The organism is Rheinheimera texasensis (assembly GCF_964031785.1).
Taxonomy (GTDB): Bacteria; Pseudomonadota; Gammaproteobacteria; order Enterobacterales; family Alteromonadaceae; genus Pararheinheimera; species Pararheinheimera texasensis_A.
Window position 1 is genome coordinate 88,607 of sequence record NZ_CAXIRE010000021.1, and the last position, 21,182, is coordinate 109,788.

The window sequence follows — 21,182 nt, forward strand, 5'->3', positions numbered from 1 at the left end:
CAGTGACAAAAGCCCGGGTCATATTCGGCCCCGGCCTTTTTACCGCTGCGTGGTTCCGGTTCATTGCGGAATGTCCTCGTCGTAAGGTTCTTCTTTTTGCATCTGGCTCAGTTTGGCCAGTTCAATATTGATCAGCGCCTGAATCGCTACTGCTGCAACTTGCGTTATTTCCGACTCAACCGAGTTTCGACCGGTGCTGTTTTTCATCCAGCCGTCGATTGCTTCTTGAACTTCCGATTGCAGAACCAGTAAATGCCCTTCAACCGACTGCTGCCGGATATGCTGTTGGCCCCATTTGCAGTTCTGGTAGCTAATTTCAGCGGCAACCAGCGAAAGCACTTTGTTTGTTACAAGGTTCGTTTCAAGGCTCTCAATACTCATGCCGCCCGCTCCTGCTGTTCTTTGTTGTAAACCGCTAACAGCTCCTGCGCTTTTTCTCTGTTGTCAGTTCTGCATGAAATGCTGCGCTGAACGTCGAAAAAATGCAGTTCTGCGCCGGTGTATAACGCCCGGCTTTGCGCCGTGTCGGCGTTTGAAATGATCACAGGAACAGCGCAGGTTTTGGCTAAGTGCATCAGATAACGTTGGTGAACAATGCCAAAGCCTTCCGCTGAATAAGCAGTAAAGTTTGCGGTTTCACTGGCCGGCATGTATGGCGGATCGCAATACACAACGCTGTCTGCTGGAATGTGTTTGAAGGTGATATCAAAGCCCCGGCAATGCAGCTCGGCGCGCTCTAACTTGCTGGCAAAAGCGACCATTTCTTCGGCTGGAAAGTACGGGTCTTTGTACTTACCAAACGCCACATTGAATTCGCCCGACTTGTTGTAACGGCACAGGCCGTTGAAGCAGAACCGGTTCAGATAGACAAACAGCAGTGCTTTTTCGTACTTGTCAGACGTGCTGTTAAACTTGGCTTTTAACTGCCGGAACATGGCATCATTGTTATTGGCCGGTACAAACAGCTCCCGTGCATCGGCGATAAATAACGATGGATGCTGTTTCAGCTGGTTGAATGTATTAATCAGGTCCGGATTGATATCGCACAGCACGTAATGATCAAAGTCGGTATTCAAAAAGATGCTGCCAGCGCCTACAAACGGCTCGACCAGACAACTGGCTTTTGGCAGTACTTCGCTGATGCGGGCGGCTAATTTTGACTTGCCGCCGGCCCATTTGAGGAATGGTCTATTCATGATCCAGCCCTCACATGCATTCAAGAAAAGAAGCGATAACTTCAACAATCAGTTCTGCTGCGGCTATTTGCCCAGCAGTGCCTGACTTCATGTTGCCGCTTTCATCTATGAGGTTGCCGCGCCACATCTCGGCTGATTTGTTCCAGTCGATGCCTTTCAATGCGCGCTCAACTTTGTAAAAATCAATCCGAAGCCCGTATTTGCATTTCAGCAGGTGGAAAACCCGCCCCAGTGTCATCAAACCAGCTGCGGTAAATGCCAGGCTGTTGGCCGCGGCTTCGCGTATTTCGATGCACTTCTTATCGTCTTTTGTTTCTGCGATGCGATCGGCGATGTCCCAGCCAACTACCCGTGTAACGATGTTCCACCAGTTGCTGATATCGTTCACGCTGAACTCGTCCGGCGATTGCTTAGCACTTAATCCCAGCACTAATCGGCTGGCTTGAACGGCGTGACGGAAAGAGAACAGGCAGCCATGGGCTTTTGCCACGTTGTTTTCGTGGTCGATGCGGCCTTCCCATGCGGTGACTTTATTAATCTGATCAGCGATAGCTAAAACAGCATCATTGCGCTTGTCATAAACCATGTTCAGGCTGGTGCTGACGGCTTTAGCATTTGCGTTGATATCGCTAAATGCCTGCTGCCGGTCGGCCAGTGTCATATTGACGAACAGCTGGACGTTAACTTGCTGAGATTTCAGGGCTGGGTATTGCTCTTTGAGCGCGGCCATGATGCCGGTTGCCCGGTGCTGGCCGTCGAACAACTTGATCACGGCATCCATTGACAAACTCAACTCACCAACAGGCGACTTTTCATCGGCGCTGTTGAAGATCAACGTTTCATCTTCAACCACACCAGTCAGCGCTGGCAGAACAAAACTATCAATGTTGTCCAGAATGTACTGGCTGATTGCCTTTGCTCGTTTAGGATCAACAGCTCGTTGGCTGCGGTCCAACACGTTGCCGGTATCAATGGCCAGCAGACGTGCCAGCATGCCGAACGGAATGCAGGCTGTGTAAAATGTGCGGCCGCCTTGCTGGCCTCGGGCGGCTGGGAAACCAAAGCGCATGTTATCCATGATTCACCTCGGCAACTTCAGCAACCATATTCAGCAAAACAACTTGTTCATCAGCGGCAATGCCGGTGACATACCAGTCATCAGCTGAGAAGTATTCAACGAAAAACACTGAATCATCCGGTTCGTCTATCGCGCAATCAACCGGATCTACGATTTCGCCAAACACCATTTGCATAGAACCGTCGCCGTACAGGACGCTGACTGCAACGCATTTCGCGCCATGCAGTTTTTCCATGCCGAATTGTTCAATGGCCTGACGGCCGGTAATGGGTAATCCTGAAATCATGCTGGCAGTCTCCGTCCTTGGCTGTTTCTGATAAAACGCTCAATGCGGGCGTTGCCAATTCTGGTTGCCACTTCCCGCGCAGGTAGGCTGGCGTAATGCAGCATGGAAATTGGCTTTTTAGCGGCTCTGAGCCACTCTTGCTGATGTTCCTTTGGCATAAACTTGGCTTGGATCAGCAATAAATCTTGGGTCCACAGCAGCGCAACGGCTGCAAAGTTTTGTTGTGATTTCATAATTGCGGCAGCCCCATCAGTCGGTTTGCGTAGATGGGCCGTGCAGTGGCGGGTGCTTTTGGCTTGACCAGGCTGGCTTTGATTTTGTCGAGGTTTGCGGCGTTCAACGCGGCTTGCTGTGGGTTGACCACGGCGCGTTTTGCGGATTCTTTCAGCCAGGCGATGTCTGCTTTGATGCTGCGAAATGCAACAGGGTCTTTGGTGGCATTGGCGGCCATGGATTCTAAAAGCGCCAGTTGCTCAGTCAGATTGGGTTCAGTTTCGGGAACTACTGTATATATATCCATGTATGGATACTCCTTTTGTTTGATTTACCGCCCTACATCCCGCCCCTACAGCGGTTGGGGACCATCAAACCGGAGAAGTAAGATGGCCCCCGTAGGGATTTGCGCTGCTGTGTTCTTGGGGAACGTCGAACGCGGAGAAATGGTATGCAATGCGCATTGAACCTTCAATGCCGATTGTATAGTTGTAGGGCATTGGGTAGTCGCCTAGAATTCAATCGTTAAAATTGTTCTTGGGGAACATAAATGAAAACTGTCGATTATCTCGATGCGGTGAAGGCCGCGTATTCTCTAGGGTCTGATTATCAGCTTGCTAAAAAACTTGGTGAAAGCCCTGCTCGGGTTAGCCAATACAGGTCAAAGCCTGTAAGCATGGATGATGATATGGCTATCAAAATTTCCTACCTACTCGACCTAAACCCTTTGGCTGTGCTGGCTGACGCGCACATTGAACGCGAAATGAAGCGTGGCAATAGTTCACTGGTAATTTTCTGGGAAGAAGTGAAGCGATCAGGGAAAATGGACGTTCAAGTGCTGACTAAAATGGTGGCTTAAGTGGTTTTTTGTGGCGTTTTTGTGTCGGTCAAAATAGACATTTCAGGAACGCCCTTTCCGCTCTAAGTTGCTGTTATATATTGCTATTTTATCCGCAATAGCAATTATAGTGTATATTATGTTAAATCGTATTATGCGGAAGCGCTCGCTTCACTCGGACTTGGTGTCAGAGTTAGGCTCATCGTCAGAACGATGGCCGCAAAGGCTCCCGCTAATCTCTTTAGTACTTTTTCAAACTCTGCTCTTACTGCCGGTGACTTTGCCTTTTCCATATCCAACCGAACAAGAACTTCCCCAATGTCCATTTTGCAGCGCTCAGCGATAGTCATTGCTTGTTCTGGCGTCAGGTGCCGTAATCCAGTTCTAATCTGGCTAACGTTACCAACAGTCATTGCTGGCAATTCAGAAGCGATAACTTTGTCAGATTTTCCGCCATCAAGTTTCTTGTATTCGTCGATTAGATAACCGCTGTAATTCATTAGGTTGTCCCCTGCAAAAACTCTATAGATTCTACCTGCTCAGCCGCAGGTTTCAAAATTACTCCAAAAATGAAGTTGACTAATCAAAAAGTCAGGATCACAATCACTCCAGTTTTGGAGTAAATGGATCTGCTATGAACGCGTTAGTCACTCACTACGAAAAAACCGAAGCCCTCAAGCAACTCGAAAAGTTCTTCCCGCATTTCTCCCTTGCTGTATCTCCGTCAGAAATCGCGTTTCTGTATGACTGCCTCGATGTGCCAGGCGATGAAAGCGACATCATTTCTGACCCGTTTGGCTTCCTGCTGCGTGATCTCGAAACCGGCGCTGTAGTCCTGTTCTCTGGTGGTGATAACGATTCTGTCATTTGTCACGGCGTATTCGCAGAACCCCAAGGTGCGTTTGATTTGGCCTGTGATTACATCGGCGCTGAACTGCATATCACCGAATTTGCAGCGATTTCTATCCCGGCTTTATCCACAGAATCGGTGGATAACTGATGTTCCGTGACTCACCAGGTGAATCAACTGTGACTGCGCCGGCAGATTTCAGTCTTGAAACTGTGACTCGCCTGGCTCCGAAGCCAGTTCCGTCAAACCGGCTGATTTTGTCTTTATTCCCCGGTATTGACCTGTTTTCAAAGCCGTTTGAAGCACTTGGTTTTTGTGTTGTTCGTGGCCCTGATTTGCTGCTCGGTCAGGATGTACGCGATTTTCATGTGCCGTCTGGTGTTTTCGCCGGGATTATCGGCGGCTCGCCTTGTCAGGAATTCTCTGGCCTTCGTCGTCAGGAACCAACTGGCTACGGCTTGGAAATGCTGTATCACTACAACCGCATCGTTAAAGAAGCTGAGCCGGATTGGTGGCTGCTAGAAAACGTCAGCCGCGTACCGGATATGCTCGTTGATGGCTATTCCCGTCAGCGCTTTGAACTCAATCAGGCGTGGTTTTCAGATACCAGCCGCTTGCGTCATTTCCAGTTTGGCTCCCGCTCCGGCATTTTGCTCAATCCGCCCTATTATCCCGGCCGCTCTGCTCAGAACGGCTGTGCGACTGCATCCGATGACCGGTCATTTGAACAGCTCAAATATTGTCAGGGATTACCCGAAGATTTCGATTTACCGTCTTTTAACGTCGAAGGCAAAAAACGTGCGGTTGGCAATGGCGTTCCATTGGTGCTGGGTCAGGTCTTGGCAGACCTGATTAACTTCCATATCTACGGCGTGACTCGCCGGCCGCAGTCAGATGTGACTGACCAGGTGAATTCCCCTGTGACGCATCGAGTGCAAAACCTTGTGACTCGTCCAGGCGATAAAGCTGTGACTGCCCGGGTCTGTTTATGTGGCTGCGGCCGCGTCGTCGTTGGCAAAGCCAAGTATCACAATCCCGCCTGTAGAAAACGCGCATCACGCGCAAAGGTGGCGGCATGATTGACTTCGGCGCCTTCTCAGTGTTTTTCAAGGATGAATTTGCCATCAAGCTGACTGATGACGAATTCAAACTGGACCCTGAAGTATTAAAGCGCCTCGGTGTTCGCCTGACTGGCCAAATTGATTTTGATGAAGACGGCAATACCCAAGTGAGCCGCCTTGTTCACCATTACGAATCAATCCCTTCGAGCTTTGCCTCGATTGCGTTCTGTATCGTTGATGGCTCGGATTTTCACAAATTCCCGTATATCCGCATCTGCGGCTGTCCCGCCAAGGTCTTACAGGGTCACAACGTATTTGGCTCTGACAATGCTGATTTGTGCTTTTTCGCTGTCCTCGAAGCTTTCATGCTGGCCATGCCGGAACTGGCCGGTTATCTCGACTGGCCAACCACCTCAATTGATTATTTCGATGTGACTTACACCGCCCGCGTGATGAACGATAACAACGCGGTTCAGGTGATTAACATGCTGAAAAACGTCAAAAGCGGCCAAACCAAAAACCGTTCAACCGATGACCATTTGACCACTGTGACTTGGGGGAAAGCCTCAGGTCGCAATGGCAAATCGTCCCGGCGTAAGCAGCTCAAGGCTTATATGAAATTCCCTGAGCTGCAGAACCAAATCCGTGAACTGACCAAACGACTGCGCCAGAACAAAGGCGATGCAATTATTACAGAAGGTCTGAATCGGCAACTGTCAGCCATTCAGCACCCTGTTGTGCAGCAGATGGCGATGGGCGCTATCCGTTTTGAATCCCGACTATTCGGCCGCTGGTTAAAAGACCGGGGCATTAACACCAACCTGTTTTCATTCATCAACCTTGCCATCGGCAACCCAAACCTAATGACTGACCTCTGGCGCGATAGCTGGAAGGATGTTTTCGCTACCTTTGAGGGCGCATCCATGAAACTGACTGATCACAACACTGTACTTGAAGCACTGAAAGCCAATTACATGACCGTAACACCGAAAGGTAACCCGAGCTTTTCCAAAGCTGAAAGCCTGTTCGCGTTCTATTGCCAGATTGAAAGCCTCGGTTATGACAAGGCGTATCGCCTGAATAACCGCATGAAATGGTCCCGCTATACCCGTGACCTGTCGGCCATCGGCATCAGTAAAGCTCAGCTTCAAAATATGACCGGTCAGCATAACAACGTGGTTCCGCTTATCCGGTTAATCAATATCGATTTCTCTGCCCAATTGCCGGCCAATTGGGTGGAGCCTCTGCCGTTACGTGAGCAAATTAAGCAGCGTAACCCCTTACTTAAACTCGCATCTTAGGAAGATAACCCATGCAACCAATCAAATTTAACGGCAAGTACCTCGGTGGTCTGTTCCGTGGCCTTCGTCAGGACGGCAACAAAACGGACCAAAAAAACAACCCGGTGATGGTGCTGTTGTTACAGACCGAGCAAATCAAAGAAGTGCTCGGCCTTGAACAGAAATCAACGGTTATCGAAAAAGTGCGGGTTCCGCAGTTCCTGATTGAAAAAGGTGCTCTGAACGATTTCGCCGACTACCTCGATTTGGAAATTTTGCTGCCTATCAATGAACGTGACTGGGAAATGAAAGGCCGCGAAGGCGACATGATGCGCGGTGTCACTTTGACCCTCGCCAGCGAATACAAAACGTTTTTAGCGCTGACAAACAACAAGCCATTGCCAGGCGGGCCGAAGAAGGAACCATTTTAATGAACCGTTTCGCCGCCCTGCTGCTTTTGTGCATCTCCACTGCCAGTCACGCGCAATGCGCGTTACCCCAGCAGGACGGCACCTTTATTTTCACAGCGGACACTGCTGCCAACTGTACCGGTTACTGGTTAATCCCAGCAGCCGAATACAGCGCTTATTTGTCCTCCGTGGAAATAACCGCCTCAGAAGTCACTGAGGCTTTTATGTGGGGCTTTGGCGTCGTTGTGACGTTCTCCGGCCTCGCTTTCTCTGTTGGCGTCGCCCGGAAATTGGTTAACAAAATCTGACGCCTTTGGGGGGTGTATGAACGACTTATTGGCATTGATTGCTTCAGGTTTGCAAGTAGCTACCACTGCAATGATTGCCATCGGCGTTTTAATCGTCGGCATCGCCTTGGTATATCGCGGCGTCGACATTGCAAACCGAGTGATCCAAAGAGTTGGGGTTTATTCATCCGCTCGTGAAGCCGACGAAGAAGCCTATCAAGACTATTTAGAGCGCTCAAAAGACCTGTAACTTTAACTGGAGAAATAAAAATGGCTGATATTTTTGCTGCTATCGACCTGTCTGCTGTAACTACTGCTGTTGTTGCCGCTGGCGTTCTGATTGTTGGTATTGCTCTGGCAATGAAAGGTATTTCATTGGCCAAACGCGCTATCAACAAAGCGTAATCGGACGGGGCCAATGCAAATGCAAAGGCCCCAACCTCTATGGCCGGATTAATTGTCGCGCTGATTTATACGCTGGTCGCACTCATCGGGGCTTTGTGCGGCTTTATCGTTGCCACTCTGATGTTCAGGACCTGAACCATGAAAACACTACTCAAGGCCCTGCTTATTGCGGGGCTTTTTCTTTCTGTAAACCTTAAAGCTGCCCAGATTGGCGGTATCGATTTTAACGCCGGCAATTATCCACCCGGCAAAGTTGATAAGACTGTTTGCACTGGCTTTAATCCTGCCCTGCCTACAAACGACCCTAATTTTCCTAAGTTTCAAATCGACGGAAAAAAGAATGGTTATGACTGCACTGTTGCAGCAACAAAAAAGTATCAGGGTGAATACATGGCACACATCAATAAAAACGCTGAGTGTCCCGCCCTTGTTGTTAGCGTTTTTACAGGTGGCTTCGACTATCAACCACGTTATATGTATACAAACGCCGCAACAGGTGCCAGAAGTTGCCAAAATTCCGGTGGCACTGTCGGCGCCAGTGTTGGTAGCTCCGTTGTTGAATGGATATTGGAAAGCTCTTGCCCTCCAGAGTTAACAGGAAATCCAATTGAAGACGCCAAACGAAAAGATTATATCGTGCTTGGCTTTTTACCGAATTCACAAACCAAAGTCTGTTTTAAGCCATTACCTCCACTTGATTGCTCAAAGCTTTCAGGCATTGCGGCAACCGGCCAAGACTCATTTATTACCAACACCCCCGGATATACAAATCCATCCTGTGTGACTAAATGCGGCACTGACGCCGGTGGCCAGCAGCAATGCGGGAACTGCAAAGTGATTGCTAAAAGCTGGATACAAACCCCGCTGGGTGGCGATATGAAAAAATGGTACCCGCAAGTCGGTACGTTTACTGGCGCTGCCTGTGCTGACAACGAGCAAGACGTTCCGCCCCCTGAACCCCCAAAATGCTGGGTCACAAAAAACAATCTCAAGATGTGCCAGCAGGACCCTGCCGAAAAATGCGTGACGATTAACGGCGTCCAGCAATGTGAATCTGGTTGTGGCTATATCAATGGTGATTTCTTTTGTCAGGATAAAAACGATACGGTACCGCCAAAGCGCACCGACGATGACAAGCCATTGCCGCAAGTCGATGACTCCATCGACAACCCAGAAAAACCAATGGCCGATATGGTCAAAGGCGACTTTAAAGATGTGCAAAAAGGCGTTGAAAGTCGCCTTGCTGTGGTCAGCACCGGCATCGGCAATCTTGAAAACTCAGTTGATACCGGCAATCAGATACTGCAACAAATCGAAGAAAACACCGAAGGCGCATTGGCAGACAATCAGACCCAAATCGGTCTGTTAGGCGACATTAAGGACGCCTTATCCGGCAACGGTGAATGTGACCCGGCCACCGACCCGAACTGCACACCGCCCCCTTGCGACCCTGCCAAAGATAACTGCGATGACTTCGACACCGGCGCGCCGAAATCGTGGTGGAATTCGAAGTACCCGGACGGTTTGCAAACTCTGTTTGCCAATAAAAAAGCCAGCTTTATGTCCTCTGACGCATATCAGGCGATGACCGGCGACGGCATCACCGATTCAGGCGGCGGCGCGACCCAGTGGCAAATCTGCCTGCCGTTTGGCTTTGCTGATTACGGTTGCCATACCTTAGAAATTTCACCGGCCATTTGGGCCTTTATCCGGGCCTGCATCCTGTTTGGTGCAGCCATCCTGTGCCGTCGCATGTTAATCGGAGCGTAAACAATGGAAGAAACTACCCCAGAAACGCCGGTCAATACCGGCCCTGAACCCACAGACATTGATACGCTGGATTGGTTAGCCGTCCAGTTTCAGAGCTTTATTTTAACCCTGTGGGACATGCTCAAAGACTTTTTGCTCCTCATCGTCGATTTGTTTATGGACCTTGGCTTGGTCATCCTCAATGGCTTTGCCAGTGTGCTTCAGCTGATTGACTTGTCTCAGTACATCACCGGCATGCCGCCAGAAGTGCAAACCGTCTTTGCCAACACCGGTCTTGGTGGCGCTGTCGGCATGGTCATGCTCGCCGGTTCTACCCGGCTGCTGATGCAGCTCATTCCTATTGTGAGGTTAGGCTCATGATTAACGGATTGTCCGGCCGCCCTGGCAGCGGCAAAAGCTATGAGGCAGTCATCCGGCACATCATGCCGGCCTTACTGAAACAACGTAAAGTTGTGACCAATATCCCGCTGAACGTCGATTGGTTCTGCTCGGTGGTTGGTGAGCACTGCCGGGATTTAATCGTGCAGATTGAAGGCGGTTTTCATAACTACGGCGGCAAGCGCTATTTCTCTGATGCTGAGCATTTTTTGCGGTATCAGGATTGGCGCAATGAAGAAAACCAAGGCGTTTTCTTTGTCGTGGATGAATGCCACTTGTGTATGCCGCGCACAGCCGGCGCTGGGGAAGATAGGGTTTCGACGCAACAGGAACTGAAAGAATACCTATCAATGCACCGGCACTATGGACATGACATTCTGTTGCTTTCGCAGAATTTCCGCAAAGTCGATCGGGATGTGGTCGACATGATCCAAAACTGCTATTACACCATCAAAAAATCCTTTCTCGGACAGGATGACAAATACATCTGCAAAGTTGCTGATGGTGTCAGTCGCAACATCGTTGCCACCCATGAGCGCGAATACGAACCGAAGTATTTTGCTGCGTATCAGTCGCACACTAAAAGCGTTGGCTCTGTTACAGAAGCAAAAACCGTTGATGTGAAGCCGTGGTGGCAAAATAAGTTCTTCGGCATGGCTGCGGCCCTCCTAATCGCTTTGGTGGCCCTGCTGGCCCTCCTGTCTAGCCAGATTGAAGAATCGAAGCAGCGCAAAGCTGACATTTTGGCGAAAAACACCCTCAACAAGCCTGCACCGGCTCCGGCTGTTCAACAGCAACAACAGGCGCAGCCAGTCGCACCTGTAGCGCAAGCCAAACCATCGGTAAAAGCCGAAGAAGGCCCACAGCCCAAAAAACATCCCTTGGATGGTTTGCAGATGCACCTGACAGCAACCGCTGAGGACTGGACCCGGCACAGCCGGTACCAGAAAACGATTTATGTCGCGGTTAGCCGAAACGGCCAGATGCTGAAAGAGATCACCGCCGCAGATTTGGCGCTCGCTGGGTACCAATGGACCCTGCTGAATGACTGTATGCTGGAAATTAAATACAACGACGTTTATCAGGACTGGATTTTCTGCGATGCACCGACTCAGGAGGTGCAATTCACCAAGACCGCCAAAGAAGAAACAGCCGGTTAACTGGGGAGGGACCCGCGCCAGCGGGAGGGGTTCCCCAGTAAACCGGCAGGCGGTCTGGGGTTATTAGGGGCGAAGCCCCTGATGGTAGCGAAGCGGTAACTCAAGGCCGGTTTACCGGCCGCCGAAGGGCAAAGCCCTTCCCTCTGCCAAACCAGCCCCGAAAGGGGCTTTTTTATGAGGGCTCAGGCGAAGCCGCGCAGCCCGAATTTTGGACCTGCGTCCACTATAGTAATAGTGGACTCTTGTAACATAGCGTTACACCGCACCCCGTTTTTCACCCCGTAAAGCTACCCTGTATTCCGCTCGGAATTGCAATCCTGCTTCATCACCAATACAGTGGCTTCAAACATTAAAAAAAGGACTTTTTATGAATATGCTGAAATGGTTTTTTGTAATTTTCTTTGCGGTATTTTTTGCCAACATTGCGTCAAATTTTGCGACGATAGCCCTATCCCTAGCAGGCACAAAAGCTGCCATTCAGAATCTGCTTCCTCAAGCTGCAAAACCGGCGTCAGTGCGTGTGGCTCACCCGTTAAAACCCGGTGAAAGCCCAAGAGAGGCGCTCTGTACTTCATGGCAGACGTTATACCGTGATAATCCTAAGACGCCCTATCTGCAACAAATGGAATTGGCATGTAAGTCCGTACATGGTGAAGACTGGGCTTACAACCCTAATCCTTAGATTCACCTCTCTGCTCCCCAGTTCGAGTTCTGTTACACTCGAACTGAGTCCGGACTTCCGGACTACTCCGGACATCTACGAAACACCAAACTCGCTCTAAATGTCTGTTTTGTATAAACTATTTCAATAATTCTCTAAGATTTGCACAGTTACCCAGTTCCGGTACAGGATTCCACTTCCAAAGCAGTACAGGACGCACTTAAAAATGGAAAAAAATCGGAAAATCAGACCTGAAAAACTCGTGGATTTTAGAGAGCTTTATTACGACGCTTTCGGTTTTGGCGATGGCAGGCATGAACGGGCAGCAGAATTCTTTGGCGTACCGGTGGCTGAGTGTCAGCGCTGGCACGATGAACGCCCTCACCCGACCGCGCATAGGTATCTACAGGTTCACTGCAAGGGCTATTTGCCCTACAACACCAACTGGAAAGAATGCCGCATCAGAGAAGACGGCATGGTCATGACGCCTTGGGGTAATTGCATGCCATCTGATATGGCTTTCATGAATCGTCGCAAATGGACAACAGAGCAGACTCGCCTTCAACTTGTTAAGTGTCGCCAGCAGCTGGAAGAACTCAGATCTGGCACCAAAATTAAAATGGTCATTCATACAGCAGATTATCTCAATAGGCTGGTAAGCGAGCTTTTTAGCGACAATTGAGTATTTTTTGTGACATTTACCGCTTTATCGCTCTTTATGAGGCTTTAGTTGAGCGTTTGTGCAACTTTCAGAATTTTCATTTGCTATAAGTTGTAAAAGTCCAGAATTTGCAACTTATAGCACCTTTTACGGCGTAACTTATAAACAATGGTTGACACACAGCCTGCGGTTACCAATAATTAGCAAGTTAGCATTTGCTAATTCCTTTTCATGTCCCCTAAGAGGTGTCTATGCCTGTTATAGCAAGGGATAATTACCCCGAGTTGAACAAGATTCTTTGGGATATTAAAGCTGATAAAATTCAGCCTAAAGATGCTTTCGAGATCTATGAGCGTCGTTGGGGCTATGTTGAACAACAAAACCTAACTCAACCAGAACGTAAGCTTATCGCTAAGCTAGCACGTTTGTTTGGGAACGGTATTTTTGCTCCACTAAATGTCTAATCCTGTTTATCGTCTTAGTCAACATCAAGCTATACATTCAGTTTTAGAGTGTTTTGATGCAACTTTTTTCATACAGAACAGAATTATGTTTGGAGGCGGCACGAGAATTGCGCTCCAGTTTGATGAATTTCGTGAATCAATAGACGTAGACTTGTTTTGTCCAGACAAAGAGTCCTATCGAGCTGTGCGAAATACGGTTTTAAGCAATTCTCTTGGCCAGTTAGTTTTGCAAGATTTCACTTATCTCCGTGAGATAAGATTTGATAGAGATAAGGTGGTGTGTTTTTTGAAGCACCAAGGTTCGGATATCAAACTTGAAATTCTCAGCTGCGATTCGTATTCATTGGTACCGGATGTTGGTCAATTATTCCCTATCCCGTATTTCGATTTGGATACGTGCTTTTACACAAAGCTGCTTGCTAATTCGGACCGCTGTCGCGCTTATCCATATAAAGATATAGTGGATATATTGATGCTTTTTAGGCATTTACGTCATATTCCTCTCACCTCAATTCAGCGTGCAGAGTCACATTACGGTGATGTTGTTAAACGAGATTTATTATTTGCGTTAGAGCACGTAAGAACTGAACCCCAAAAGTATCATCAGACTATGGCTTCATTATCTATTTCTCAAGGACTTATAACTGAACTCTTACAGGATGTTTGTCCTCAATTGATCCAGTGGCTCCCTCAATGGGGCCACTAAGATCCATTATGTTAAATCGGATTGTGCGGAAGCAGATGCTTCGCGCCCACTGTGACATTGCTCCCATAAATCTTACCGTTGTATTTAACGCGTGCTATCGCAATGTTGTAGCGCGCGTTGGCTTGATTAGGTGCCTGTTGAGTATGGTGAAATTTTCAGTCGCATCTTTGGTGTTGATGTATCAGAATTGCCCATCCCAGTTCCACTGTGCTTTTAGCCAGGCGGTTCGGCCAGGTTCATTGACGCGTAAGGTCTGGACATAACCTGGGATGCCGCCCCCCATGCCATTGCCGGCGGCGCGGCTGACAAATTCGGCATAAGTACGGTCGAGTAAATTGTCGACGCCGGCGGTCAACAATAAGCTTGGTACCGGCCGCCAGCTGCTATTCAGGGAAAGCACGGCGAAACCTGGTGTTGCACCTAAATCTTTGCCTACAATGTTCCCTTTGTTCCGGTCGAAGTTGCTCTGTGCGTCAACGATGCGGACTAATGAACCCACCGACCAGTTATCCCTAGCGTAGCTCAGGCCTAGTTTGATTTCCAGCGGCGAAATCTGTGGTAATGCAGTGCCATCGCTGTTGTTATCGCCGCGGGTGTATGCCAGCGTCGCGTCAGCTTGCCAATGGTGGGAAAATTTTTGCTGTACGCCAAATTCAGCGCCGTAGCTGCTGGCGTCGATGTTCCTGACAAAACCATTTGATTTCATTATGTTGCTGTAATCAACCAGAATGTAATCACTGATCTCATTGTAAAACGCCGAAGCTGACCACTCGGTGTCGGCATCTTTAAACAGATAACCCAGGTCCAGCTGCGTGGTTTGTTCCGACGCAATGTCGGCAAATGCACTTTTCGATTTGATGCCCTCTTTGGCAATCAATTCCCAATAATCCGGGAAACGTGCTGTGCTGCCAACGCCAATGTACCAGCTGGCTGGAATGCTACTGAATTGATGTTCATAACGGGCGAAACCGCTGTGCAGGTCGTCGTCGCGCTGTTGTCCCGCCGTTGGGTTTGGCATCGAGCTCATCATGCCGGCGATTTTGAGCCTCTGGTCTGTGGCCTGCCATTGGTCCAGCCGATAGCCGGCCACGACGGTATCAAATTGCGCCAGCTGATAACGCCATTCTGCGAATACGCCGACCTGAGAGATCTCGGCATCATCCAGTAAAGCACTGTAAATACCAGACGCGGGAGCCGAGCGTGAACTATGCCCACTGTCCTGTTGGTCTGCGCCCAGCGTCACTTTGTAGTTCATTGACGGTGTAAAGACTGCACTGAGGCGCCCGCCTTTGGTATCACGAAATAAATTGGCATAGCCCATCATACCGGGTTTGCGTAGTTGCTGGTCGTCCATCAAATGGTCGACTTCGTTATCGAACCAGTGGAGTTTCAGTTGCTCAAGCCAAGGGGTAATGTTGGATTTTTCAATACGTAAATTCACGCTATCACGCCTGAAAAGGGTGCCATCCATGCCGCGGTCGGCATAAGCGGCTTCGCCGTCACTGCGGGCACCGGACAGCTCGACTTTGGTATCGACATCCGGTGTCCAGCCGACTGCGATATTGCCGCTGTAACGCTGATACCGGGAGTGGATATTGTTGCCATCGCCGTCCTGATAGTCATCTGCAGCTGAGTTACTGCCACTGAGTAACACATAGCCATTTTGTTGACCGAACTGCAAATCAGCCAGTTCATCATGGCGGCCAAAACTGGCGCTGGTCAGGCTGCTGTGAGTACGAAATCCGGCTTGTGTAAAAGGCGCGACGTTGCGCTCAAACAGAATCACTGCGGCAGAATGCCCTGCTCCATGTGTCACTGATTGCGGGCCTTTTATCACCGTCATTGAATCATGCAATTCCGGGTAGATATACGCTGTTGGCGCATCCATTCTGGCGTTGCAGCCGCCTAAGATATTCTCGCCGTCCACCAGAATACCAAGCCGCGAACCAGCCACACCGCGGAACACTGCATCGCCGTCAGCGCCGCCTTTGCGGGTGACGGAAAAACCCGGGATAGTTTTCAGGTAATCCGCACCGTCGTGCGCCGGCAATGGCTGGCGCGGCGCTTTCGGGTCCATCACCAGCTGACCGGGCCCGTTCAGCACCACGCCTGTGATCTGGACCCGTTCGATGTCTTTTTCGGCTTTATCAGCAGCTGCATCGGCATCTGCCACTGTACTCGCCAGAACACAAACCGGCAGGCAGAACAGGCTAAGCGCCAGCGTCAGACGGGATAACTGATATGAAACGAGAAATGGATGTTGAATGGTCACGGCACACACCTTCATAGATTAGTAATGCATGTGCCTGATTTTACGGAAAAGTTCCTGCTGGCCCTATGCGGCAAATTGTCGCAGCAGGCCTTACAAGGCGTGGTACCTGTGATTTAAAGCAGAATGTAGTCGTTGCCCTGTTGTGCTTCTGCATAAGCGCCGGGCACCAGATGGACAAAACGACCTTCAACTGCATCAATTGCGATACAATCGTCGACGTCATACAGATTGTCCGTGTGTGGTTTATCCCACTGCTGAGGCATGCGCTGTTTACCAAGCTGCTTGGCTTCAACCGGATCGTGCGCGACCACCAGTAAATACTGATGATCTTCGCCAAAACTGCCGGGTAAATAACCGCCGAGATTTATAAAATAGAGGCGTGGCTCGCCGGCTTTGGGTGCCACATCGCTAAAATGCAGCTGATAACCATCGACGCCCTGCACCTGCCACCAGGAGTCGATATGCAGGCCTTTGGCTGCGCCAAACCACTGTTGTCTGAGCTGGTCATAACAATCGCTGAGCTGCTGGCCAAAGGCAAATACCACGTCATGTACTTCAATTTTGGCGGCCGGGTGTTTGCCACCCAGCATCACAATAAATAACATCCGGATGTCCCTGCGCTGTTTGTGTGCGGCCAAGCATAAAGAAAACTGGCCGCCCGTCAACAGTTGTCCATACCAGATATTTTCTATTGTCGGGTCTGGAGTTTAGCTTTTGTTAAACCGCAGCGATTTGCTGAAAAACATGCCGCTGTTGCAATCGGCGGCGGTTTTGTCGCCCGGCGTGACCACCCGTAGCTGATCATAACTGCCGGTGGGCAGTTGTGCCGTGACTTGTTGTTCAAACACTTTGGCGACCTGGCCGATGTGGTCACCATAGCTGCTGATGGCGTCGATATCGCCCTGATAGCTGTCGGTAATATCTTCGATGCGCTCGGCCGTCATGCGGGTTTGCTCCAGCAGTTCGTCGTCCGGTATGCGGTGACTTTTGGTTTGTTGCTCCAGCTCTGCGCTCAGTTGCTCCATTTTATCCTGATGTGGCTGCAGCGCTTTGCTCATTTGGTCCAGCGGGATTTGCAGCTGATCCATTTTCAGTTCGGCTTTTTTTAAGTCTTGCCAGGCGCTGATTTCTGCCGGCGTCAGGTCGCGTTCGGACTGCAGTTTGCAGTCTTTCAGCACCTGTAATTTGTGTCCGGTTGCCACTGTTTGTTGGGTTATGGCTTGCTCGGCTGTGGCCTGCTGTGAGGCAAGCACCAGGCTGCAACTGCCCAGTAGTAAAATAGCGAAGGTGAAACGATGAAAATGATGGGTTGGGATTTGGCGTTGAATCTTAGCTTGCATGTTGACCTCGGGCTCTTCACAAAATGTTGATGCCTGTTGGTCGTAGTGCCGTTGCAAATAGTTGGGCGGAAATGCAGAAAAACAGAAAATTTCCGGCGAAATACTCCAGGGTATTTCGCCGGATCTGGTCTGTCAGCTGCTGACGCGTTTATACAGCCGGTATTCTGGTTTCCAGAAATTGCTGTTGATTTTGCGCAGCAAACGCTCGTCATCCATTTCTAAGGCATGGCCTTGCGCCATCGCCATTTTCGCCACGGCAAAGGCAATTTCTTTTGATAACTCAGATAATTGCGTCAACGGTGGCAGAATACCGCCCTCGCCTGTATTGGCCAGTGGCGACGCTGCAGCCAGCGTCTCACTGGCGACCCGCAGCATCTCGTCACTGATATGGCGGGCTTTACAAGCCAGCACGCCAAGACCGATACCAGGGAAGATATAACTGTTGTTACACTGCGCCACCGGATAAGTTTTACCTTTATATTCAATCGGCTTAAACGGGCTGCCGGTCGCAATAATGACTTCGCCATCAGTCCATTCAATGATTTTTTCCGGGCGGGCTTCAATCTGTTTGATGGGGTTACTGAGCGGCATAATGATTGGTAAAGCACAGTGTTTTTTCATCGCTTTCACCACCGCTTCAGTGAACAGCCCGGCAACGCCTGAGACACCTATCAAAATGTCCGGTTTTGCACAGTTCATCACGTCCCGCAGCGAGGCGTAATCGCCGCTGAAAGACCAGTGGCTGATGGCGGCTTTGGTTTGCACTAGCGCTTGCTGGAAGTCGCGTAAATCTTCCATGCCTTCGGTCAGCAAGCCATGGCGGTCAACCATAAACACCTGGCCGCGCGCCGTCGCATCATCGATGCCTTCGCTGACCATCTGGCTGATCACTTGCTCGGCAATACCACAACCGGCAGAACCTGCGCCGACAAACACTACTTTTTGATCAGACAGTTTCATGCCTTTAGAACGACAAGCTGCCAGTAAAGTACCAACAGTGACGGCCGCAGTGCCCTGAATGTCGTCGTTAAAACAACAGATCTGGTCACGGTAACGTTTCAGCAGCGGCATGGCATTTGGCTGGGCGAAATCTTCAAACTGCACCATGGCTTCCGGCCAGCGGCGCTTCACCGCTTTGATAAACTTGTCGACGAACTCATAGTAGTCGTCGCCGCTGATACGACGGTGACGGTTACCCATATAAAACGGGTCGTTCAGCAGTTTTTCGTTGTTGGTGCCCACATCGAGGCACACCGGCAAGGTATACGCCGGGCTGATGCCGCCACAGGCGGTATACAGCGACAACTTACCAATCGAAATGCCCATACCACCAATACCCTGGTCACCGAGGCCCAGTACACGTTCGCCGTCAGTGACGACAATGACTTTGACCTTTTTCTTGGTGGCGCTACGCAGCACATCGTCTAACTGGTCGCGGTCGCTGTAAGAAATAAACAAACCACGGGCGCTGCGGTAAATATCAGAAAAACGCTCACAGGCATCGCCAACCGTTGGCGTGTAGATAATAGGCAGCATTTCTTCGAGATGGTTTTGCAGCAGGCGGTGAAATAAAGTTTCATTATTGTCCTGCACTACACGCAGATAGATGTGTTTGTTGATTGGCTCTTCAAACGACGAATACTGCATATAAGCACGGGCGGCCTGCTCTTCGATGGTTTCATAGCGCGGTGGCAACAGGCCGGTTAAGTTAAATGCGGCGCGCTCTTCGCGGCTAAATGCACTGCCCTTATTCAGCAACGGCGTTTCCAGCAGTGCCGGGCCGGCATAGTGGGTGTACAAAGGGGTGTTATCTGCTTGACTCATAATATTCCCGGAAATAGCGGCCATCTGGCGAAAAGTGGGCGGATTCTACCGCTGTTCAGACCCTGTAGTAAAATTTCAGACAACTGGTCGGACATTTACGGCTACCGGTGGCTGAGCGCATTTTGTCGTTGCCTCACCACAGCTACTGTTGCTACGACTTTATCGTTTAAATTTGGTTTCGAGGATCACCGAAGAATTAGTCCGTTCCACGCCGTCCAGATCACCAATCTGATCAAGTAAATGACTGAGCTGCTCAGTGCTTTGCGCCTGCACCACTGCAATCAGGTCATATTCACCGCTGATGGCATAAAGCTCGGCGATTTGCGGGATTTGTTTCAGCTCGTTATTGGTTTTGACCGTCAGCTTTTGTTTCACTTTAATCGACACATGCGCTGACACTAAAGATTTGGTATAGCTGTCGCCGTAGTCGAGCACATAACCACGGATCACACCGGTTTGCTCCAGTCGCGCGATACGCGTCTGCACTGTAGAACGGGATAAATCTAGCAGCCGAGCCAGATCCGATACACTGGCCCGGGCGTTGGTGCGCAGCAGCGCCAACAGTCTTTCATCTTCTTTGCTTAGCATTTTGTCAAAACGCTCCGTCAATATGGCAAAACAAATCATATATTTGCTGATTATGATACTGCAGTTTGACTGCCCTGCCCAATATAATAAAGGCATTCCGTCCTGGAATGACGCATGCCTCTTTGTTAAATGGCAATTGCAGAACAACACCAGGGCTTCAAAAAGCCGCTATAGACGGCGACACCACTCACGAGGAATTCGCAATGCAATTAACCCGCGCCCTGTTTGATGAAGTTATGGTCCCGAACTACGCCCCGTCACCGATTATTCCGGTACGTGGCCTTGGTTCCCGCTTATGGGATCAGCAGGATCGCGAGTTTATCGATTTTGCCGGCGGTATCGCCGTCAACTGTCTGGGCCACTGCCATCCAGTGCTAGTCAAAGCACTGACTGACCAAGCCAACAAACTGTGGCATTTGTCCAATACCATGACCAACGAACCGGCGCTGGCGTTAGCACAGCGTCTGGTCGACACCACGTTCGCGGAAAAAGTTTATTTCGCCAACTCTGGCGCTGAAGCCAACGAAGCTGCGCTGAAACTGGTACGCCGCGTCGCGCTGAATAAATTCGGTGCCGAAAAATCGCAAATCATCGCCTTTAAAATGGGCTTCCACGGCCGCACGCTGTTCACAGTCACTGTCGGCGGTCAACCGGCTTATTCTGACGGTTTCGGGCCAAAACCAGCCGACATCGATCACGCCGAATACAATAATTTAGACAGCCTCAAAGCGCTGATCTCCGACCGTACCTGCGCTGTGGTGTTAGAACCCCTGCAAGGCGAAGGCGGCATCATCAGCCCAAGCAAAGAATTTATCCAGGGCGTGCGTGAGCTGTGTGACCAGCATAATGCGCTGCTGGTATTTGATGAAGTGCAAAGCGGCGTCGGCCGTACCGGCGAGCTGTACGCTTATATGGGCCTTGGTGTCACGCCAGACGTGTTAACCACCGCCAAAGCTTTGGGCGGTGGCTTCCCGATTGGCGCCATGCTGACCACCACCGAGATTGCCAAACATTTAGTCGTTGGCACTCACGGCAGTACTTATGGCGGCAACCCGCTGGCTTGTGCTGTGGCACTGGCCGCTTATGACACCGTCAACACGCCGGAAGTATTAAACGGCGTGAAAACCCGCGAGAAGCTGTTTAAAGATGCGCTGCACGCGATTAATGCCAAATATCAGGTGTTCAGTGAAGTGCGCGGTCAGGGCCTGTTGATTGGTGCCGCGCTCAATACTGAGTGGGCCGGTAAATCGCGTGATTTTATGCTGGCGGCTGCTGAACAAGGTCTGCTGGTACTGATGGCTGGTTACAACGTGGTGCGTTTTGCGCCGTCACTGGTGATCCCGGAGCAGGACATTCTGGACGGTATGGCGCGTTTTGAAGCGGCCATTGCCAAGCTGGTCGCAGCACGCGGCTGATCTATGACTTTGACAAGCCGGCACCAGGCGCCGGCCTTT

The 21,182-nt window shown here is 50.2% G+C and carries 28 protein-coding genes; 16 read left to right on the forward strand and 12 right to left on the reverse strand.

Going from position 1 to position 21,182, the window contains the following annotated elements:
- Nucleotides 1–60: 60 nt before the first annotated feature.
- From ABNT34_RS11915 to ABNT34_RS11940, 6 genes are read right to left on the reverse strand one after another with little or no spacing between them, the layout of a single operon-like run.
- A complete protein-coding gene (locus ABNT34_RS11915; protein ID WP_348731891.1) occupies nucleotides 61–381 on the reverse strand; it encodes a hypothetical protein in 321 nt (106 codons plus the stop codon).
- Complete coding sequence (locus ABNT34_RS11920) at nucleotides 378–1,196, reverse strand: Dam family site-specific DNA-(adenine-N6)-methyltransferase (RefSeq protein ID WP_348731893.1); 819 nt, start codon at nucleotides 1,194–1,196, stop codon at nucleotides 378–380. Before ABNT34_RS11920 ends, ABNT34_RS11915 begins: the two co-directional genes overlap by 4 nt.
- Before the next feature lie 10 nt (nucleotides 1,197–1,206).
- Nucleotides 1,207–2,274, reverse strand: a complete 1,068-nt coding sequence (locus tag ABNT34_RS11925; protein ID WP_348731895.1) for a DNA sulfur modification protein DndB — start codon at nucleotides 2,272–2,274, stop codon at nucleotides 1,207–1,209.
- Nucleotides 2,267–2,560: a hypothetical protein gene (locus ABNT34_RS11930; RefSeq protein ID WP_348731897.1), complete on the reverse strand. Its 294-nt coding sequence runs from the start codon at nucleotides 2,558–2,560 to the stop codon at nucleotides 2,267–2,269. The genes ABNT34_RS11925 and ABNT34_RS11930 overlap by 8 nt, the downstream gene beginning before the upstream one ends.
- A complete protein-coding gene (locus ABNT34_RS11935; RefSeq protein WP_348731899.1) occupies nucleotides 2,557–2,793 on the reverse strand; it encodes a hypothetical protein in 237 nt (78 codons plus the stop codon). The genes ABNT34_RS11930 and ABNT34_RS11935 overlap by 4 nt, the downstream gene beginning before the upstream one ends.
- Nucleotides 2,790–3,080 (reverse strand): hypothetical protein, encoded by a 291-nt coding sequence (locus ABNT34_RS11940; protein ID WP_348731901.1) that lies wholly within the window; start codon nucleotides 3,078–3,080, stop codon nucleotides 2,790–2,792. Before ABNT34_RS11940 ends, ABNT34_RS11935 begins: the two co-directional genes overlap by 4 nt.
- 243 nt (nucleotides 3,081–3,323) lie before the next feature.
- Between ABNT34_RS11940 and ABNT34_RS11945 the strand changes: the two genes are divergently transcribed.
- Nucleotides 3,324–3,632: a hypothetical protein gene (locus tag ABNT34_RS11945; protein ID WP_348731903.1), complete on the forward strand. Its 309-nt coding sequence runs from the start codon at nucleotides 3,324–3,326 to the stop codon at nucleotides 3,630–3,632.
- 131 nt (nucleotides 3,633–3,763) lie between these two features.
- On the opposite strand, the gene ABNT34_RS11950 is transcribed toward ABNT34_RS11945, so the two are convergent.
- Complete coding sequence (locus ABNT34_RS11950; RefSeq protein ID WP_348731904.1) at nucleotides 3,764–4,111, reverse strand: hypothetical protein; 348 nt, start codon at nucleotides 4,109–4,111, stop codon at nucleotides 3,764–3,766.
- 134 nt (nucleotides 4,112–4,245) lie between these two features.
- Here ABNT34_RS11950 and ABNT34_RS11955 point away from each other — a divergent pair, with 134 nt between their 5' ends.
- From ABNT34_RS11955 to ABNT34_RS12020, 14 genes are all read left to right on the forward strand, one after another.
- Entirely contained in the window at nucleotides 4,246–4,611 is a 366-nt protein-coding gene (locus ABNT34_RS11955; protein WP_348731906.1) for a hypothetical protein, read from the forward strand.
- The gene (locus ABNT34_RS11960) at nucleotides 4,611–5,540 is read left to right on the forward strand and encodes a DNA cytosine methyltransferase (RefSeq protein WP_348731908.1); all 930 of its coding nucleotides are present in this window, start codon (nucleotides 4,611–4,613) and stop codon (nucleotides 5,538–5,540) included. Before ABNT34_RS11955 ends, ABNT34_RS11960 begins: the two co-directional genes overlap by 1 nt.
- Entirely contained in the window at nucleotides 5,537–6,823 is a 1,287-nt protein-coding gene (locus ABNT34_RS11965) for a phage/plasmid replication protein, II/X family (RefSeq protein WP_348731910.1), read from the forward strand. The genes ABNT34_RS11960 and ABNT34_RS11965 overlap by 4 nt, the downstream gene beginning before the upstream one ends.
- Nucleotides 6,824–6,834: 11 nt before the next feature.
- Nucleotides 6,835–7,233, forward strand: a complete 399-nt coding sequence (locus tag ABNT34_RS11970; protein WP_348731912.1) for a hypothetical protein — start codon at nucleotides 6,835–6,837, stop codon at nucleotides 7,231–7,233.
- Nucleotides 7,233–7,520, forward strand: coding sequence for a hypothetical protein (locus ABNT34_RS11975; RefSeq protein WP_348731914.1), 288 nt, complete (start codon nucleotides 7,233–7,235; stop codon nucleotides 7,518–7,520). The genes ABNT34_RS11970 and ABNT34_RS11975 overlap by 1 nt, the downstream gene beginning before the upstream one ends.
- A 16-nt stretch (nucleotides 7,521–7,536) precedes the next feature.
- Complete coding sequence (locus tag ABNT34_RS11980; protein WP_348731916.1) at nucleotides 7,537–7,749, forward strand: hypothetical protein; 213 nt, start codon at nucleotides 7,537–7,539, stop codon at nucleotides 7,747–7,749.
- A gap of 20 nt (nucleotides 7,750–7,769) precedes the next feature.
- Nucleotides 7,770–7,904, forward strand: a complete 135-nt coding sequence (locus tag ABNT34_RS11985; RefSeq protein ID WP_348731918.1) for a hypothetical protein — start codon at nucleotides 7,770–7,772, stop codon at nucleotides 7,902–7,904.
- A 138-nt stretch (nucleotides 7,905–8,042) separates the two neighbouring features.
- Complete coding sequence (locus ABNT34_RS11990) at nucleotides 8,043–9,674, forward strand: hypothetical protein (RefSeq protein WP_348731920.1); 1,632 nt, start codon at nucleotides 8,043–8,045, stop codon at nucleotides 9,672–9,674.
- Between the two features lie 3 nt (nucleotides 9,675–9,677).
- Nucleotides 9,678–10,034, forward strand: a complete 357-nt coding sequence (locus ABNT34_RS11995) for a DUF2523 family protein (protein ID WP_348731922.1) — start codon at nucleotides 9,678–9,680, stop codon at nucleotides 10,032–10,034.
- Nucleotides 10,031–11,212 (forward strand): zonular occludens toxin domain-containing protein, encoded by a 1,182-nt coding sequence (locus ABNT34_RS12000; RefSeq protein WP_348731924.1) that lies wholly within the window; start codon nucleotides 10,031–10,033, stop codon nucleotides 11,210–11,212. The genes ABNT34_RS11995 and ABNT34_RS12000 overlap by 4 nt, the downstream gene beginning before the upstream one ends.
- A gap of 367 nt (nucleotides 11,213–11,579) precedes the next feature.
- On the forward strand, nucleotides 11,580–11,894 hold the full coding sequence (locus tag ABNT34_RS12005; protein ID WP_348731926.1) for a hypothetical protein: 315 nt from the start codon (nucleotides 11,580–11,582) through the stop codon (nucleotides 11,892–11,894).
- A 205-nt stretch (nucleotides 11,895–12,099) separates the two neighbouring features.
- Entirely contained in the window at nucleotides 12,100–12,555 is a 456-nt protein-coding gene (locus tag ABNT34_RS12010; protein WP_348731928.1) for a hypothetical protein, read from the forward strand.
- 230 nt (nucleotides 12,556–12,785) lie between these two features.
- Nucleotides 12,786–12,998, forward strand: coding sequence for a hypothetical protein (locus tag ABNT34_RS12015; RefSeq protein ID WP_348731930.1), 213 nt, complete (start codon nucleotides 12,786–12,788; stop codon nucleotides 12,996–12,998).
- Complete coding sequence (locus ABNT34_RS12020; RefSeq protein ID WP_348731932.1) at nucleotides 12,991–13,704, forward strand: nucleotidyl transferase AbiEii/AbiGii toxin family protein; 714 nt, start codon at nucleotides 12,991–12,993, stop codon at nucleotides 13,702–13,704. Before ABNT34_RS12015 ends, ABNT34_RS12020 begins: the two co-directional genes overlap by 8 nt.
- Before the next feature lie 181 nt (nucleotides 13,705–13,885).
- On the opposite strand, the gene ABNT34_RS12025 is transcribed toward ABNT34_RS12020, so the two are convergent.
- The 5 genes from ABNT34_RS12025 to ABNT34_RS12045 all read right to left on the reverse strand — a co-directional run bounded on the left by ABNT34_RS12025 (nucleotide 13,886) and on the right by ABNT34_RS12045 (nucleotide 19,728).
- Nucleotides 13,886–15,976: a TonB-dependent copper receptor gene (locus tag ABNT34_RS12025; protein ID WP_348731934.1), complete on the reverse strand. Its 2,091-nt coding sequence runs from the start codon at nucleotides 15,974–15,976 to the stop codon at nucleotides 13,886–13,888.
- A gap of 113 nt (nucleotides 15,977–16,089) precedes the next feature.
- On the reverse strand, nucleotides 16,090–16,581 hold the full coding sequence (locus tag ABNT34_RS12030; protein ID WP_348731936.1) for a DUF1543 domain-containing protein: 492 nt from the start codon (nucleotides 16,579–16,581) through the stop codon (nucleotides 16,090–16,092).
- A gap of 102 nt (nucleotides 16,582–16,683) precedes the next feature.
- Entirely contained in the window at nucleotides 16,684–17,316 is a 633-nt protein-coding gene (locus ABNT34_RS12035; RefSeq protein WP_348731938.1) for a hypothetical protein, read from the reverse strand.
- 132 nt (nucleotides 17,317–17,448) lie between these two features.
- Nucleotides 17,449–19,140, reverse strand: coding sequence for an NAD-dependent malic enzyme (locus tag ABNT34_RS12040; RefSeq protein WP_348731940.1), 1,692 nt, complete (start codon nucleotides 19,138–19,140; stop codon nucleotides 17,449–17,451).
- A gap of 159 nt (nucleotides 19,141–19,299) precedes the next feature.
- On the reverse strand, nucleotides 19,300–19,728 hold the full coding sequence (locus tag ABNT34_RS12045; RefSeq protein ID WP_031564449.1) for an Lrp/AsnC family transcriptional regulator: 429 nt from the start codon (nucleotides 19,726–19,728) through the stop codon (nucleotides 19,300–19,302).
- A 203-nt stretch (nucleotides 19,729–19,931) separates the two neighbouring features.
- Here ABNT34_RS12045 and ABNT34_RS12050 point away from each other — a divergent pair, with 203 nt between their 5' ends.
- On the forward strand, nucleotides 19,932–21,143 hold the full coding sequence (locus ABNT34_RS12050) for an aspartate aminotransferase family protein (protein WP_348731942.1): 1,212 nt from the start codon (nucleotides 19,932–19,934) through the stop codon (nucleotides 21,141–21,143).
- Nucleotides 21,144–21,182: the final 39 nt, after the last annotated feature.

Bases quoted from the DNA above. Each gene is read 5' to 3' on its own strand.
- ABNT34_RS11915 (WP_348731891.1), bottom strand. From the start codon at position 381: ATGAGTATTGAGAGCCTTGAAACGAACCTTGTAACAAACAAAGTGCTT.
- ABNT34_RS11920 (WP_348731893.1), bottom strand. From the start codon at position 1,196: ATGAATAGACCATTCCTCAAATGGGCCGGCGGCAAGTCAAAATTAGCC.
- ABNT34_RS11925 (WP_348731895.1), bottom strand. From the start codon at position 2,274: ATGGATAACATGCGCTTTGGTTTCCCAGCCGCCCGAGGCCAGCAAGGC.
- ABNT34_RS11930 (WP_348731897.1), bottom strand. From the start codon at position 2,560: ATGATTTCAGGATTACCCATTACCGGCCGTCAGGCCATTGAACAATTC.
- ABNT34_RS11935 (WP_348731899.1), bottom strand. From the start codon at position 2,793: ATGAAATCACAACAAAACTTTGCAGCCGTTGCGCTGCTGTGGACCCAA.
- ABNT34_RS11940 (WP_348731901.1), bottom strand. From the start codon at position 3,080: ATGGATATATATACAGTAGTTCCCGAAACTGAACCCAATCTGACTGAG.
- ABNT34_RS11945 (WP_348731903.1), top strand. From the start codon at position 3,324: ATGAAAACTGTCGATTATCTCGATGCGGTGAAGGCCGCGTATTCTCTA.
- ABNT34_RS11950 (WP_348731904.1), bottom strand. From the start codon at position 4,111: ATGAATTACAGCGGTTATCTAATCGACGAATACAAGAAACTTGATGGC.
- ABNT34_RS11955 (WP_348731906.1), top strand. From the start codon at position 4,246: ATGAACGCGTTAGTCACTCACTACGAAAAAACCGAAGCCCTCAAGCAA.
- ABNT34_RS11960 (WP_348731908.1), top strand. From the start codon at position 4,611: ATGTTCCGTGACTCACCAGGTGAATCAACTGTGACTGCGCCGGCAGAT.
- ABNT34_RS11965 (WP_348731910.1), top strand. From the start codon at position 5,537: ATGATTGACTTCGGCGCCTTCTCAGTGTTTTTCAAGGATGAATTTGCC.
- ABNT34_RS11970 (WP_348731912.1), top strand. From the start codon at position 6,835: ATGCAACCAATCAAATTTAACGGCAAGTACCTCGGTGGTCTGTTCCGT.
- ABNT34_RS11975 (WP_348731914.1), top strand. From the start codon at position 7,233: ATGAACCGTTTCGCCGCCCTGCTGCTTTTGTGCATCTCCACTGCCAGT.
- ABNT34_RS11980 (WP_348731916.1), top strand. From the start codon at position 7,537: ATGAACGACTTATTGGCATTGATTGCTTCAGGTTTGCAAGTAGCTACC.
- ABNT34_RS11985 (WP_348731918.1), top strand. From the start codon at position 7,770: ATGGCTGATATTTTTGCTGCTATCGACCTGTCTGCTGTAACTACTGCT.
- ABNT34_RS11990 (WP_348731920.1), top strand. From the start codon at position 8,043: ATGAAAACACTACTCAAGGCCCTGCTTATTGCGGGGCTTTTTCTTTCT.
- ABNT34_RS11995 (WP_348731922.1), top strand. From the start codon at position 9,678: ATGGAAGAAACTACCCCAGAAACGCCGGTCAATACCGGCCCTGAACCC.
- ABNT34_RS12000 (WP_348731924.1), top strand. From the start codon at position 10,031: ATGATTAACGGATTGTCCGGCCGCCCTGGCAGCGGCAAAAGCTATGAG.
- ABNT34_RS12005 (WP_348731926.1), top strand. From the start codon at position 11,580: ATGAATATGCTGAAATGGTTTTTTGTAATTTTCTTTGCGGTATTTTTT.
- ABNT34_RS12010 (WP_348731928.1), top strand. From the start codon at position 12,100: ATGGAAAAAAATCGGAAAATCAGACCTGAAAAACTCGTGGATTTTAGA.
- ABNT34_RS12015 (WP_348731930.1), top strand. From the start codon at position 12,786: ATGCCTGTTATAGCAAGGGATAATTACCCCGAGTTGAACAAGATTCTT.
- ABNT34_RS12020 (WP_348731932.1), top strand. From the start codon at position 12,991: ATGTCTAATCCTGTTTATCGTCTTAGTCAACATCAAGCTATACATTCA.
- ABNT34_RS12030 (WP_348731936.1), bottom strand. From the start codon at position 16,581: ATGTTATTTATTGTGATGCTGGGTGGCAAACACCCGGCCGCCAAAATT.
- ABNT34_RS12035 (WP_348731938.1), bottom strand. From the start codon at position 17,316: ATGCAAGCTAAGATTCAACGCCAAATCCCAACCCATCATTTTCATCGT.
- ABNT34_RS12040 (WP_348731940.1), bottom strand. From the start codon at position 19,140: ATGAGTCAAGCAGATAACACCCCTTTGTACACCCACTATGCCGGCCCG.
- ABNT34_RS12045 (WP_031564449.1), bottom strand. From the start codon at position 19,728: ATGCTAAGCAAAGAAGATGAAAGACTGTTGGCGCTGCTGCGCACCAAC.
- ABNT34_RS12050 (WP_348731942.1), top strand. From the start codon at position 19,932: ATGCAATTAACCCGCGCCCTGTTTGATGAAGTTATGGTCCCGAACTAC.